This window comes from Streptomyces sp. NPDC043176 (assembly GCF_056436715.1).
In genome coordinates this window covers 380,302-393,970 of sequence record NZ_JBWKCA010000003.1, presented here as the reverse complement: position 1 = coordinate 393,970, position 13,669 = coordinate 380,302, and the positions used below count along the sequence as shown (strand labels likewise).

Annotated in this window: 10 protein-coding genes; 4 read left to right on the top strand and 6 right to left on the bottom strand. The window is 74.6% G+C overall.

Going from position 1 to position 13,669, the window contains the following annotated elements; genetic code table 11:
* The first annotated feature begins 543 nt into the window (after positions 1-543).
* Positions 544-1,764: an MFS transporter gene (locus tag AC067A_RS06830; protein ID WP_478615478.1), complete on the top strand. Its 1,221-nt coding sequence runs from the start codon at positions 544-546 to the stop codon at positions 1,762-1,764.
* Here the strand turns inward: AC067A_RS06830 and AC067A_RS06825 are convergent.
* The gene (locus AC067A_RS06825; RefSeq protein WP_478615476.1) at positions 1,725-2,720 is read right to left on the bottom strand and encodes a GlxA family transcriptional regulator; all 996 of its coding nucleotides are present in this window, start codon (positions 2,718-2,720) and stop codon (positions 1,725-1,727) included. The genes AC067A_RS06830 and AC067A_RS06825 overlap by 40 nt on opposite strands.
* Positions 2,721-2,790: 70 nt before the next feature.
* On the opposite strand from AC067A_RS06825, the gene AC067A_RS06820 reads away from it, so the two are divergent.
* Both AC067A_RS06820 and AC067A_RS06815 read left to right on the top strand, forming a co-directional pair.
* On the top strand, positions 2,791-4,044 hold the full coding sequence (locus AC067A_RS06820; RefSeq protein ID WP_478615473.1) for an MFS transporter: 1,254 nt from the start codon (positions 2,791-2,793) through the stop codon (positions 4,042-4,044).
* Positions 4,045-4,282: 238 nt separating this feature from the next.
* On the top strand, positions 4,283-5,599 hold the full coding sequence (locus AC067A_RS06815; protein ID WP_478615470.1) for an MFS transporter: 1,317 nt from the start codon (positions 4,283-4,285) through the stop codon (positions 5,597-5,599).
* A gap of 163 nt (positions 5,600-5,762) precedes the next feature.
* Here the strand turns inward: AC067A_RS06815 and AC067A_RS06810 are convergent, their stop codons facing one another.
* From AC067A_RS06810 to AC067A_RS06795, 4 genes are all read right to left on the bottom strand, one after another.
* Positions 5,763-6,461 carry a VOC family protein gene (locus tag AC067A_RS06810; RefSeq protein ID WP_478615467.1) on the bottom strand — a complete coding sequence of 233 codons (699 nt, stop codon included), beginning with the start codon at positions 6,459-6,461 and terminating at the stop codon, positions 5,763-5,765.
* A gap of 81 nt (positions 6,462-6,542) precedes the next feature.
* Positions 6,543-7,139 carry a flavin reductase family protein gene (locus AC067A_RS06805; RefSeq protein WP_478615465.1) on the bottom strand — a complete coding sequence of 199 codons (597 nt, stop codon included), beginning with the start codon at positions 7,137-7,139 and terminating at the stop codon, positions 6,543-6,545.
* A 131-nt stretch (positions 7,140-7,270) separates the two neighbouring features.
* Positions 7,271-8,227 (bottom strand): enoyl-CoA hydratase/isomerase family protein, encoded by a 957-nt coding sequence (locus AC067A_RS06800; RefSeq protein ID WP_478615463.1) that lies wholly within the window; start codon positions 8,225-8,227, stop codon positions 7,271-7,273.
* A gap of 8 nt (positions 8,228-8,235) precedes the next feature.
* Positions 8,236-10,458, bottom strand: coding sequence for an acetate--CoA ligase family protein (locus AC067A_RS06795; RefSeq protein ID WP_478615460.1), 2,223 nt, complete (start codon positions 10,456-10,458; stop codon positions 8,236-8,238).
* Positions 10,459-10,666: 208 nt separating this feature from the next.
* Here AC067A_RS06795 and AC067A_RS06790 point away from each other — a divergent pair, with 208 nt between their 5' ends.
* Positions 10,667-12,346: an FG-GAP-like repeat-containing protein gene (locus AC067A_RS06790; protein ID WP_478615458.1), complete on the top strand. Its 1,680-nt coding sequence runs from the start codon at positions 10,667-10,669 to the stop codon at positions 12,344-12,346.
* A gap of 53 nt (positions 12,347-12,399) precedes the next feature.
* Here the strand turns inward: AC067A_RS06790 and AC067A_RS06785 are convergent, their stop codons facing one another.
* A complete protein-coding gene (locus AC067A_RS06785) occupies positions 12,400-13,557 on the bottom strand; it encodes a flavin-containing monooxygenase (RefSeq protein WP_478615455.1) in 1,158 nt (385 codons plus the stop codon).
* Between the last annotated feature and the right edge of the window lie 112 nt (positions 13,558-13,669).

The window sequence follows — 13,669 nt, the reverse complement described above, 5'->3', positions numbered from 1 at the left end:
CCGCGTGTCGGCGGGGGTGCCGACCACCCGCACCACCGTGGCCTCGCGCAGGCCGCCGCCCGCCTGCTCCAGGGCCCGCTCCCACTCGGCCGTCGCCCGGTCGGGAAGCAGGCACTGGGTCATCCCCGCCGTCCCGAGCAAGGCCGTGCACCACGCCGGCGACAGGGGCAGCAGATACGAGGTCCGCCCGGCCTTCGGCCTCGGACCGCCCACGTACGGGCGGGCCTTGTGGGGGGCCACCACCCACAGGCCCGCGGAGGCGACCGCCCCCGCGAGCAGTCCGAGCTCGATCCACCGGGGCCGGTCGGGGCCCGGGTCGCGGAGCAGCAGCGTCAGGCCCAGCGCCCAGCCGTAAGGACAGGCCGAGCCAACCCGTCAGCCGGGTCCAGCCGGGTCCAGCCGGATCTGGCCGGTCTTCCGCTTCTGCGCCGCTGTTCCATGTGCTTGTCCCCCCCCGGGTGCGATGAGAGGGGGCAGCATAGGGGGGCGGGCCCGCCGAATTCCCCTGGGGGACAGGACCGTCGCCGGGTTACGGTCACGGCCATGTCCTACCGCGAGCTCGCCACCCGCCCCGTCCTCGCCTGGTCGGCGGTCACGGTCACCAGCCGGCTGCCCATCGCCATGGCGCCGCTCGCGGTCGTGTTCCTGGTGCGGGAGCGGCCCGGCGGCTACTCGCTGGGGGCGGTGCTCGCGGCGGTGTACGTGCTCGGGGAGATCGTCGGCGCGCCCGTCCTCGGGATGCGGATGAACGCCGAACGGGCCAGGCCGCAGCTGGCCGCCGGACTCGCCGTCGGCGCCGCCGGGTTCGCCGGACTCGGGCTGGTGCCGGGCGCCCATCCGGTGGTGCTCGGCGCCCTCGCGCTGCTCGCCGGCGTCGGACCCGCCGCCGTGCCCGGCGGGCTGCGGGCGCTGCTCACGAGTCTCGTACCGGAGCGGGCCGTCACGCAGGCGATGAGCATGGAGACGGTGCTGACCTTCGCCATCTGGGCGGCCGCGCCCGCGTTGGCGACCGGGCTCGCGCTCGGCGTCGACCCGGCCGTGCCGCTGCTCCTCATGGGGGCGCTGCTGACCGTGTCGGTGGCGGGGCTGCGGATGCTGCCGGCCGGATGGGCGGCCGAGCCGCAGGAGGAGGGCACGTCGATGCGGCGCATGCTGCTGCGGGCCTGGCCGGTGTACGTGCTGGGGGCCGCCGGCCTCACGCTGCTCGCGCTGGCCGAACTGGTGCTGCCCGCCCTGCTCGAACAGCGGGGGATCGGCATCGGGTGGGCGGGGCCGCTGCTCGCCGGGTTCTCCGTCGGCTCGGCGGCGGGCGGGTTCGTGTACGGCCTGCGGGGTCACTGGCCGGGGTCGCTGTCCACCCAGTCGACGGTGCTCGTGCTCGCGGTGGCCTCGGGCGTCGCGCTGGTCGCCGTACTGCCGTGGACGGCCGCGATCGCGGTGGTGCTGGTCGCCGCCGGGCTCCTCCAGGCGCCGTCGGGCCTGGCCCGGAACCTCGCCCTGCGGGAGATCCTGCCGCCGTCCGCGCTCGCCGCCGGGTACTCGGTGATGTACGCGGCGCTGGGCGTCGGTTACGCGGTCAGCGGCACCCTCGCGGGCGCGCTGCTCAAGGTGGTGGCGCCGTCGACGGCGATCCTGTGCGGGGTGGTCCTGACGGTGCTGCTCGCCGGGGCCGGCGCCGTGGGGGAACGGCGGCTGATCCGCCGCACCGCGGCGGCGGGCGGCGTTCAGGCGGCGTCGGCGCCGGTGCGGAAGGTGCGGCGGTAGGCGGTCGGGGTCACGCCGATCGCGGCCATCAGGTGGACGCGCAGGGACTGGGCGGTGCCGAAGCCGGCGTCCTGGGCGACGCGGTCGACGGGGAGGCCGGTGGACTCCAGGAGGTGTCGGGCGCGTTCGACGCGCTGCTGGGTGAGCCACTGGCCGGGGCTGATGCCGACCTCGTCGCGGAAGCGGCGGGTGAACGTCCGCACGCTCATCGACTCCTTCTCGGCCAGGTCCCGGAGCTGGATCGGCTCGTGGAGGTGGGCCAGCGCCCAGGCTCGCGCGGCGGTGGTGGTGTGGGTGCCCGCCTCGGGGATCGGGCGCTCGATGTACTGGGCCTGGCCGCCGTCCCGGTGCGGCGGTACGACGGTCCTGCGGGCGACGTCGTTGGCGACGGCCGTGCCGTGGTCGCGGCGCACGATGTGCAGGCACAGGTCGATCCCGGCCGCGACGCCGGCCGAGGTGAGGACGTCGCCGTCATCGACGAAGAGGACGTCCGCGTCGACCCGTACCGTCGGGAAGAGCTGCTGGAAGTGCGCGGCGGAGGACCAGTGGGTGGTGGCCGGGCGCCCGTCGAGGAACCCGGCGGCGGCGAGCACGTATCCGCCGGTGCAGATGGAGACGAGCCGGGTGCCGGGCCGGATGTGCGCGAGCGCGGCGGCCAGTTCCCCGGTGAGCCTGCCCTCCTCGTAGACGGGCCCCAGCTCGTACGAGGCGGGTACGACGACGGTGTCGGCGGTCGCGAGGATCTCCGGTCCGTGCTCGACGTACACGGCGAAGTCGGCGTCGGTGGGGACGGCGCCCGCGACCGGGGCGCAGGTGACGATCTCGTACAGGTGCCGCCCCTCGGTGTCCTTGGCGCGGCCGAAGATCCGGTGCGGGATGCCGAGCTCGAAGGGCAGGAGCCCGGGCAGCGCGAGGACGGCGACGCGGTGGGGGGTGGGGCCGGGCTGCGGCGGCACGGGGGTGCTCCCTTCGACGGGCGACGGAGGAAAAGGAGTGGTGGTCCAGACCAATTTCCGGTAGTTCTGCTTGTCCGTGACGGACAACACGTACAAGTCTGAGGCCGCCGAGCGGATTCCCGCCCCGGCCGAGCCGCCCGCACTGTGGAACCGTAACTTCCGGCTCTTCTTCGTCGCCCGCGCGGTCGCCGTCTTCGGCGAGGGCATGATCCCGGTCGCCTTCGCCGCCGGACTCCTCGGCGCCGGCCACCCCGGCTCCACCGTCGGGTACGCGCTCGGCGGCTGGACGGCCGCCTTCGCGCTCTTCGTGCTCTTCGGCGGCGTCCTCGCCGACCGGTTCACCGCCCGCCGCATGATGATCCTCGCCGACCTCCTGCGGCTGCCCGGCGCCGCCGTCCTCGCCGTCTCGTTCAGCCTCGGCAGCCCCCCGCTCTGGGCGGTCTACGCCCTCTCCGTCGCCGCCGGCACGGGCGCCGCGCTCTTCCAGCCCGGCGTCGCCTCCACCATCCCCCGCATCGCCCCCGACGTGCAGCGCGCCAACGCCGTCCTGCGGGTCGTCGAAGCCCTCATGACGATGGCGGGACCGGCCGCGGCGGGCCTGCTCGTCGCGGTCCGGAACGCGGGCGCGGTCTTCGCCGTCAACGGCGTGACGTTCGCGGTCAGCGCCCTCTGCCTCGCCCTGCTGCGCATCGCCCCGCTCCCCTCCGACTCCGCCCGCCGCGACTCCCTCGGCGCCGAACTCGCCGGAGGCTGGCGCGAGTTCCGGTCCCGTAGCTGGCTGTGGGGCGTCATATCCATCTGGACGGTGTACGGGCTGACCGTCGCCGGCCCCATGGTGCCGCTCACCGCGAGCCTCGTCACCGAGGACCACGGCTCGGCGACGTACGGCGTGCTCATGGCCGTCAACGGCGCCGGCAGCGCGGCCGGCGGCCTGCTCGCCCTCCGGCTCCGCCCGGACCGTCCCCTGGCCTCCGGCGCGGTCGCCCTCCTCGGCCTCTCCGCGAACCTCGCCCTGCTCGGCCTCGGCGCACCCGTCGCCCTCCTCGGCGCCGGCCAGTTCATCGGCGGCGCCGCCTTCGCCTTCTGGCTGGTCATGTGGTCCACCGCCGTCCAGACCCACGTCCCGCAGGAGGCCCTCAACCGCATGCACGCCTACGACGTGGCCGGCTCCCTCCTCATGATGGGCGTCGGCCGCACCCTGTCGGGCCCGGTGGCGGTGGCCGTCGGCACCCAGCGGGTGCTGCTCACGGGGGCGGGCATCGCGGTCCTCGTGGTGGCGGCGCTCCTCGCCGTACGCCCGATCAGGACACTGCCGCGGGCGTAGGGCGGGCGGGTAGGGGCGCGGGGCGGGCGTAGGGGGCGTGGAGCGGGCGTAGGAGGTGCTGCGGGCGTTCAGGGAGGGCGCCTCCGGGAGGCGCGGGCGTTTCGGGAGGGGAGTCTTCGGAAGGTGCGGCCGTTTCGGGAGGCGCCTCCGGGAGCGGCCGGGGCGTGTCCCGATCCTTTGGAAAGATGTCGTTCGGGCCAATGGTGGGGGCGGTGGCCCGAACGGGATGCTCGGTGGCATGGCCCAGACAACCGAGCGCCCCGCCGGACCCGCGTCCGACCGTCCCCCCGCCCCCGCCCGCGCCCCCCGCCTGCACCGCGCCTGGTTCGTCGCGGCGGTCACCTTCGTCACGATCATCGGCGCCGCGGCGTTCGCCTCGCTGCCGGGCCTGCTGATCGAGCCGCTGCACGCCGAGTTCGACTGGTCGCGCGGGACGATCGGCTTCGCCGTCTCGGTGAACCTCGCCCTCTACGGGCTCACGGCCCCCTTCGCCGCCGCGCTCATGGACCGGTTCGGCATCCGCCGGGTCGTGGCCGTCGCGCTGACGGTCATCGCCGTCGGCTCGCTCCTGACGGTGTGGATGACCGCGGCCTGGCAACTCGTCCTCTACTGGGGCGTCCTCGTCGGCCTCGGCAGCGGCTCCATGGCCCTCGCCTTCGCCGCCACCGTCACCAACCGCTGGTTCACCGCCCGCCGGGGCCTGGTCACCGGCATCCTCACCGCCGCCGGGGCCTCCGGCCAGCTGGTCTTCCTGCCGCTGCTCTCCTGGCTGGTCGAACACCACGGCTGGCGCCCCGCCGCCGTGACCGTCGCCCTCGCCGCCCTCGCCGTCGTCCCCTTCGTGTGGCTGCTGCTCCGCGACCACCCCGCCGACGTCGGCCTCGCCCCGTACGGCGGGGAGTACGCCGAGAAGCCCGCACCCGTCACCGGCGCCGCCCGCCGCGCCGTCGGCGTCCTGCTCAAGGCGGCCCGCACCGGCCCCTTCTGGCTCCTCGCCGGCACCTTCGCGATCTGCGGCGCCTCCACGAACGGCCTGGTCAAGACCCACTTCGTGCCCGCCGCCCACGACCACGGCATGCCCGTGACCGCGGCCGCCGGACTCCTCGCCGTCATCGGCGTCTTCGACGTCGTCGGCACCATCGCCTCCGGCTGGTTCACCGACCGCTTCGCGGCCCGCCGCCTGCTCGCCGTCTACTACGCGCTCCGCGGCGTCTCCCTGCTCTTCCTGCCGATGCTCCTCGCCCCCGCCGTCCACCCCCCGATGCTGTTCTTCATCGTCTTCTACGGCCTGGACTGGGTCGCCACGGTGCCGCCGACGATCGCCCTCTGCCGTGAGCACTACGGGGAGGACTCCGCGATCGTCTTCGGCTGGGTCCTCGCCTCGCACCAGGTCGGCGCCGCCGCCGTCGCCTTCGCGGGCGGTGTCGCCCGCGACCTCTTCGGCAGCTACGACGTCGTCTGGTACGCCTCCGGCGCCCTGTGTGCGGCGGCGGCCCTGATGGCCCTGGTCATCAGGCGCCCCCGGACGGAGTCGCCCTCTCCTGCCGCAGTCTGACGGGCGGCGCGGTGCTGTCGGCGGCCTACGGGGCGCCTTGCCGATCAGGCCGAATCAGCAAGACACCCCTTGGCTCTGGCCCGGCCCGGCCCGGCCCGGCCCGGCCTGGAGTCCGGCCCGGACTGAGGTCCTGCTCGGGCTCAGGCGCTCTCGGACCGGATGTTCACGGGCCTTCGACGGCCGGCTCGGGCGGGCCGGCCACGCCGACGCAGGCCTCGTTCCCCTCGGGGTCGGCCAGCACCCAGTCGGACGGCGCGTCGGCGTCGCTCACCAGGCGGCCGCCGGGCGCGAGCGCCGCGGCGATCCGGGCCTCGGCCTGGTCGTACGGCACCCACACGTCGACGTGGACCCGGTTGCGCTGCGGGCGCGGCGCGTCCATCCGCTGGAAGTGGAACGGCGCCCCGCGGCGGTGCGGGTCGATCAGGTCCTCGTCGTTGCCGGCGCGGTCCCGGTAGCCGAGCAGGGCACGCCAGAACGCCACCACGCCGGGACCGGCGAGGGCGTCGACGGTGACCTGGACGGTCTGCACGGCGGACGGGTCGGCCGGTACGCCCAGCGCGCGGGCCGCGGCCGAGATCAGCCGGGCCGGCTCGACGTGCCGCCCGGTCAGCCCGTAGTAGTCGTCGGTGACCGTGACGAGGCGTACGAACACGCCCTCCTGCCGCACGTCGACGTCCGGGTGGTCGTCACCGGCTCCCGGGATCTCGCTGATCGCCTGCACGAGCCGGGCGCCGGCCGCGAACGACCCGGTGCGGAAGTACGCGCACGCGCCTTCGCCCATCACCCGCCAGTCCTCCACGCCGACGGCCTCGTGGAACTGCCGCGGTCTCATGCGCTCCGTCGTGCTCTCCGCCTGGGGCATCCGCCCAACGTAGCGGGCGGTTCCGACAACCCCGTGCGACCGTGCGGCCCTTCGGGTGCGTACGCGTCCGGCAAGACGCCCCTAAGGGGTGAACCGTCCGAACCGTCCCCGGTGGAAGAGCAGCGGGTCGCCGTCCTCGGCCGCGCCCAGGGCGTCGACCCGGCCCACCACGATCAGGTGGTCGCCGCCCGTGTGGACGGCGCTGATCGTGCAGTCGATCCAGGCGGGCGCGCCGGACAGCCGGGGGGACCCGGTGACGGGCGCGGGCGCCCACTCCACCCCCGCGAACTTGTCCGCGCCGCTGACGGCGAAGGACCGGCACAGGGCGCCCTGTCCGGCGCCGAGGACGTTGACGCAGAAGGCGCCCGCGTCCGCGATCCGCGGCCACGTCGTCGACGTACGGGCGACCATGAACGCGACCAGGGGCGGATCGAGCGACAGGGAGGCGAACGACTGGCAGGCGAAGCCGGCCGGTCCCTCCCCGTCGACGGCCGTCACGATCGTCACCCCGCTCGCGAAGTGCCCCAGGACGCGGCGGAACTCCGCCGGGTCGACCGGTGGCCGTTCGTCCTCCCGGACCGCGCGCAGTACCGGCCGGGGCAGTGGTTCCACGGCCGTCGGCGAACCGGCCGCTCTCAGGTGTCGGACGACGGTGGCCGCCATCCCCGCGTGTCCCATCACACCGTCCATTGAAACTGACGGTTCGTCAGATTGGAAGCCCTCGGGACACCGAAGAGGAAGCCCCCGGGGCGACGGTCCGACCGTCGCCCCGGGGGCTTCCGACGAGCGCCCCTCGGAGGGGCACTCCGCTAACGCCCCTCGTACCGCGCCTCCCGGCGTTCCACGAAGCTCGCCACGCCCTCCTGGGCGTCCCTGGTCGTCATGTTGAGTTCCTGTGCCGTCGCCTCCGCCGCGAACGCGGTGACGCGGTCCGAGTCCAGGGAGGCGTTCACGAGCTGCTTGGTGAGGACGAGGGCGCGGGTGGGGCCCTGGGCGAGGCGTTCGGCCCACTCGCGGGCGGTCTTCTCCAGGTCGGCCGCCGGGACGACCCGGTTCACCAGGCCCAGGTCCTTCGCGTCGGAGGCCCCCACCGCGTCGCCGAAGAACATGAGCTCCTTGGCGCGCCGGGGCCCGACCAATCGGGGGAGGAGGTACGCGCCACCGCCGTCCGGGACGAGGCCGCGCCGTACGAACACCTCGATGAACCGCGCCGAGTCCGCCGCGATCACCAGGTCGCAGGCGAAGGCGAGGTGCGCGCCGATGCCCGCCGCGGTCCCGTTGACGGCGGCGACGACCGGCTTCTCGCAGTCCATCACCGCCCCGATGAAGCGCTGCGCGCCGAGCCGGATCATGCGGGCCACGTCCCCCGCGACCCGCTCGCCCGCGGCGGGCGCGCCGCGCAGGTCGGCCCCGGCGCAGAAGCCGCGGCCGGTGGCGGTCACCACGACCGCCCGGACGTCCGGGTCGGCGGACGCGTCCGCGAGCAGGGCGATGATCCGCTCCCGCTGGTCCCAGGTGACCGCGTTCATCGCCTCGGGGCGGTTGAGGGTGATCCAGGAGACGCCGTTCTCCACGGTGTGCAGGACGTCGTCCTGTGCGGCGCTGCCCGGGCGGCCGGGCGGAGCGTCGTCCTGTGCGGCGGCGTCCGAAAGGTCCCGTGCGGCCTTGTCCCGCGCGGCGCCGTCCGGAAGGTCCCGTGCGGCCTTGTCCCGCGCGGCGGCACCCTCCGAGCGGTCCTGCGCGGAGTCGTGCGGTGCGGCGGACATCGGGGCTCCTATCGGCAGACGGCGAGGGCGTCGAGGGCGACAGCGCCCTGGCCGCGGGGCAGCACCATCAGGGGGTTGATGTCGAGTTCGGCGAGGTCGCCGTCGAGTTCGAGGGCCATGCGCTGGACGCGGAGGACGACTTCGACGAGGGCGTCGACGTCGGCGGGCGGTGCGCCGCGGACGCCGTCGAGGAGGGCGTGGCCGCGGAGCTCGGCGAGCATGGAGCGGGCCTCGTGCTCGCCGAAGGGGGGAACGCGTACGGCGGTGTCGTTCAGGACCTCGACGAGGACGCCGCCGAGGCCGACGGTCACGGTCGGGCCGAAGAGGGCGTCGCGGGTGACGCCGACGACCATCTCGACGCCGCGCCCGACCATCTGGCAGACGAGGACGCCGTCGAGGTCGATCGACTCGAAGCGGGCGATGTCGGTGAGTTCGCGGTACGCGTCCCGTACCTGGCTGGCGGAGGTGAGGCCGACCTTCACCAGGCCCAGTTCCGTCTTGTGGGCGAGCTGGGCGCCCGACGCCTTCATCACGACCGGGTAGCCGACCAGCCCCGCGGCCCGGACGGCCGCCGCCGCGCTGGTGACGAGCTGTTCGCGCGGCACCCGTATCCCGTACGCGCGCAGCAGCTGCTTCGCCGCGTGCTCGCTGAGCCGCCGGCCGGGCCGCATGAGGGCCTGGGCCTTGCGGAAGGAGGGGGAGGGGGTGCGGGGGGCCTCGTCGAAGGGGGAGCGGTAGCCGGCCGTGAACCGGTGGTGGTCGAGGTAGGCCTTGACGGCCCCGATGCAGTTCCCGAAGGTGCGGAAGGTGGCGAGGCGGGAGGAGCCCAGGAGGGTCGAGCGGTACGCGTCCTCCGTTCCCACCGGTGAGCCCCAGACCACGCAGACCAGCTTGTCCGTGGCCTCGGCCGCGTCGACCAGGTCCTGGGCGAGCTTGTCGCTCATGGGCGGGAAGGGGCCGGTGATGGGACAGATCAGGACCCCGACCGACGGGTCCGCGAGGATCGCGTCGATGATCTTCCGGCCGCGCCAGTCGCCGACCGGGTGGCCGCCGTTGTCGACGGGGTTCGAGACGCTCAGGTACTCCGGTATCCACTGGTGCAGCTCGTCCTGCTTGGCCTGCGGGAGGGTGGGGAGCGCGAGTCCCGCCGCCGTGGCCAGGTCGGCGAAGTGGGCGCCCGTACCGCCGGAGATCGAGTAGACGACGACGCCGTCCGCGAGCGGCCGGCGCGCGCGGGCGAGCAGCGTCGCCGTGTCCTGGAGCTGGTCGAGCCCGTCGACCCGGATCACCCCGAACTGGCGCATGGCCGCGTCCACGACCCGGTCGGCGCCGGTGAGCTTCCCGGTGTGCGAGGCGGCCGTGCGGGCCCCGGTCTCGGTCCGGCCGACCTTCACGGCGACGACCGGCACTCCCCGGCGCGCGGCCCGGTCGGCGGCGAGCAGGAAGGACCGGCCGTCCTTCAGCCCCTCCACGTAACAGGCGATGGCCCCGACCTCGGGCCGCCCCGCGAAGTAGGAGATGAAGTCGGCGGTCTCCAGGTCGGCCTCGTTGCCGGTCGGCGCCCAGTGCGAGAGGCGGACGCCGAGCTCCTGGAGGGTGAAGACGGGCCTGCCCTGGTGGCCGGACTGGGTGATGAGGGCGACGGCGGGGCCGTCGAGGTCCTCGCGGAAGCGCTCGAAGGCGTTGAGGTTGGTGTTCGGGCCGAGGAGCCGGAGGCCGGAGCGGCGCACGGCCTCGCCGAGACGTTCCTGCGCCTCGGCCCCGGCCTCCCCGGTCTCGGCGAAGCCGGACGCGAACGCCACGGCGAACCGCACCTTCGCCTCGGCCAGCTCCTCGATCACGGGCAGCGGATCGGCGATGAGGAGGACGGCGAGGTCGACGGGTTCGGCGAGCGCGCCGACGGAGGGGACGCAGTCGATCCCGAACACGCTCGTGCGGGTCGGGTGCACGGGCACGAGCCTGGCGCCGACCCGCTCCGACCAGGCCAGCAGCTGCCGGGTGATCCCGGTGTTCGGCCGGCCCTCGGTGTCGGAGGCGCCGACGACGGCGACGGACTCGGGCCGGAAGAACCGGTCGAGGTCGGGTACGAGGGCGTGCAGCGGCCGTCCGCTGACGTCCTGGTCGCCGGGTGCGGCGGCGACGCCGTGCACGACGACCGGGGGCGCCTCTCCGCAGGCGACCACGCGGGCGCGGAGATCGGTGGTGAAGGTGCCGTGAGTCGATCCAAGCATGTGTTCCGCCCGCCCCTTCATCCATCCGTATACAGCTGACGCTTAGTCAGATTACAGAACTGACGGCCAGTCAGGAATGGGTGCGGTGAGTCCGATGTGAGACACCCGGAGCGAGCGCCCCGACCCCGTACAACCATTCGAAGGTCCGGACGGTCTCCTCTCCGGACGACGTGATCCACCGCGTCCGAGTCTCCTACCTGGGGGAAATGTGACCCGCTCCACCCGGCCCCGGGGCCGCCGCCGCGCCCTCGGCGCCGCCCTGGCCGTCCTGGTCTCCTCCGCAGCGCTCACCACGGCCGCGACGGCCCCGGCGCAGGCCGCCGAGGGCGTGCCGAAGCCCCGGGTGGCCTTCACCGAGTACAAGTACGTCGACGGCGTCCGCACCGGCGACACCCTCGTCACGGTCAACGCCGACGGCACCGACCGGCGCGCGCTCGTGCTCACCGGCCGGAACGTGCCCCCCCTGAGCAAGATCAGTGGCGTCACCTTCTCGCCCGACGGTCTGCGCCTGGCCTTCATCACCCCCGGCGGCAGCGTCTGGACCGCGAACGCCGACGGCACGAACACCCACCTGATCCGCTCGAACCTCGACAACCCCGACAGCACGCTCGACAGCCTCGACTGGACCGCCGACGGCCGGCAGCTCTACGCGAGCTCCTCGCTCAGGCCCGATGTCTACACCTCCCCCTCCATCCACCTCATCGACGTCGCCGATGGAGGTCTCCACGGCGCCCTCCCCGGGGGCACCCAGGTGGACGTGGCCTGGGACGGGCGGATCACCTTCGTCCGAGGCCAGAGGAGCGCCTCCGAGGTCCACCTCTGGGACCCGCGTGTCGGCGGCGAACCGACGCGCATCGCCGCGGGCATGTACCCGGCGTTCTCGCCGAACGGCGAGCAGATCGCCTTCTCTGCGAGTGGGTTCTCATGGGACGCGCGCGCCCACGTCCTCGACGGCGGTGGCGAGTACCCGCTGACCACGGGCGAGTACGCGGGGGCCGGCGCCGAGTGGTCCCCGGACGGCGGTCTGATCGCGTACGGCGTCGGCGGGCAGGCCGCCGTCAGGAGCGCCTCCGTGCCCGACGGCACCCGCACGGTCCTCTCGGCGCCCGGTACCGTCGCCGACGACATCTCCTGGATCGCGCCGCGCGGCTGGAACCCCCACGGCACCTTCCGCCACGACTACGGCGGCGACGGCCGCGCCGACGTCCTCGCCCTGGACGGCGCGGGTGTCCTCTGGCGCTACGACGGCACCGGCACCGGCGGCCTCCAGCCCCGGGAGAAGATCGGCTGGGGCTGGAAGGGCTGGCGCTTCACCGCCGCCGGCGACCTCAACGCCGACGGCCGTCCCGACGCGCTCGCCCAGGACGCCACCGGCGGCCTCTGGCGGCTCGACGGGACCGTGGGCGGCGCCTTCGGCGCCAAGGTGAGGATCGGCACCGGCTGGAAGGACTTCAGGCTCACCGGCGTCGGAGACCTGAACACCGACGGCTTCCCCGACGTCCTCGCCGTCGACGGGGCGGGTGCCGTCTGGCAGTACGCGGGCGACGGCCGCGGCGGCCTCCAGGCCCGCCTGCGGGTCGGCACCGGCTACACCGGCCAGCGTTTCACGGGCGTCGGCGCGTTCACGGACAGCGGCTACCAGAACCACCTCGGCCTGTTCCCGTCCGGCGACCTCTACCGCTACGAGCGGGGCGGCGCCGACAAGATCGGCTGGGGCTGGAAGGGCCTGACCCTGACCGGCGCGGGCGACCTCTCCGGCGACGGCGTCACCGACGTCCTCGCCCTCGACGCCGCCGGCGTGCTGTGGCGGTACGACGGCGACGGCCGGGGCGGCCTGAAGCCCAGGATCAAGGCGGGCTGGGGCTGGAAGGGCATCTCCCTGTTCTGACCCCCGGGAGACACCGCACGGCGCCCGTCCCCGCCCGGGGCGGGCGCCGTCCGTCACTTCGCCGACGACCGCGCGATCCGCCGCGCGATCTTCTCCGCGTCGATCGCCAGCTCGCGGAACATGCCGCTGATGGGGTTCGTGAACCCGGTGAAGTACAGGCCGGGGGCCTCGCGCGGGCAGCGCGCCCCGTGGACCGCCGGGCGCCCGCCGTCGTCCAGGACGCCGAGGTGGCCGAGGAGGGGTTCCAGGGCGCGCCGGTAGCCGGTCGCGGCGATCACCGAGTCGGGGGCGACGCGGGTGCCGTCGGCGAGCACGACCTCGCCGCCGTCGAAGGCCTCCACCGCCGCGACGACCTCGACCTTCCCCGCCCGCACCGCGTCGATGAGGCCCACGTCCTGGACGGGCACGGCGCCCTCGCGCTGGCGGGTGGCGACGCCGGTCGTGGGCCGGGGGAGGCCGTGGGCCGAGAGGTCGGGCACGGCGATCCGGCCCACGAGGTCGCCCATGCGGTCGACGAGGGCGACGGGCAGCCGCCGGACCATGATGCCGGTGCGCTGGGCGGGCCAGCCGGCGGTGGTGCGGCGGACGATGTGCGGGACGGTCCGTATCGCGAGCCGTACGCGCGCGGCGCCGCCTTCGGCGAGGTCGGCGGCGATCTCGGCGCCGGTGTTCCCGGCGCCGACGACGAGGACGTCCTTGCCCTCGTACGGCCCCGGATTGCGGTAGGTCCGCGCGTGGCTCAGCTCGCCCCCGTACGCGTCACGGCCGGGCCAGTCGGGGACGTGCGGGGTGTGGTTGTAGCCGGTCGCCACCACCACCGCGCGGCCGGTGAGCCGCCGCCCGCCCGTCGCGTGCAGGATCCAGTCCGCGCCGTCCCGCTCGACGCGGAAGACCTCGACCCCGGTCACGACCTCCAGCTCGTGCTTCTCGGCGTACTTCTCCAGGTAGCGCACGACGTCGGCGCGGGCCACCCAGCGGCCGAACGAGCGGGGCATCTTCAGGCCGGGGAGCGCGGAGAGCCGCCGGGTGGTGTGCAGGCGCAGCCGGTCGTAGTGGGCGCGCCAGGAGGCGCCGACGGCGTCGGACTTCTCCAGGACGACGGCCCGGACGCCCCGCGCGCCCAGGGCGGCGGCTACGGCGAGGCCGCCGGGGCCGCCCCCGATGACGTACACGGGGTGAGCGGGGGGTTGATGGGGGGTGGTGATGGCCATGAATGCTGAGCGTAATGACGTGTACACGCAGTGGGTCTCGGTCGAGACGGGTTTCGGTTGCGAATCGGTCACGCCGTACCGCCCCTTGCGGAGGAGGCCCGCTCTGCGCTGA

Bases quoted from the DNA above. Each gene is read 5' to 3' on its own strand.
- AC067A_RS06795 (WP_478615460.1), bottom strand. From the start codon at position 10,458: ATGCTTGGATCGACTCACGGCACCTTCACCACCGATCTCCGCGCCCGC.
- AC067A_RS06800 (WP_478615463.1), bottom strand. From the start codon at position 8,227: ATGTCCGCCGCACCGCACGACTCCGCGCAGGACCGCTCGGAGGGTGCC.
- AC067A_RS06785 (WP_478615455.1), bottom strand. From the start codon at position 13,557: ATGGCCATCACCACCCCCCATCAACCCCCCGCTCACCCCGTGTACGTC.
- AC067A_RS06805 (WP_478615465.1), bottom strand. From the start codon at position 7,139: ATGGGACACGCGGGGATGGCGGCCACCGTCGTCCGACACCTGAGAGCG.
- AC067A_RS06830 (WP_478615478.1), top strand. From the start codon at position 544: ATGTCCTACCGCGAGCTCGCCACCCGCCCCGTCCTCGCCTGGTCGGCG.
- AC067A_RS06810 (WP_478615467.1), bottom strand. From the start codon at position 6,461: ATGCCCCAGGCGGAGAGCACGACGGAGCGCATGAGACCGCGGCAGTTC.
- AC067A_RS06815 (WP_478615470.1), top strand. From the start codon at position 4,283: ATGGCCCAGACAACCGAGCGCCCCGCCGGACCCGCGTCCGACCGTCCC.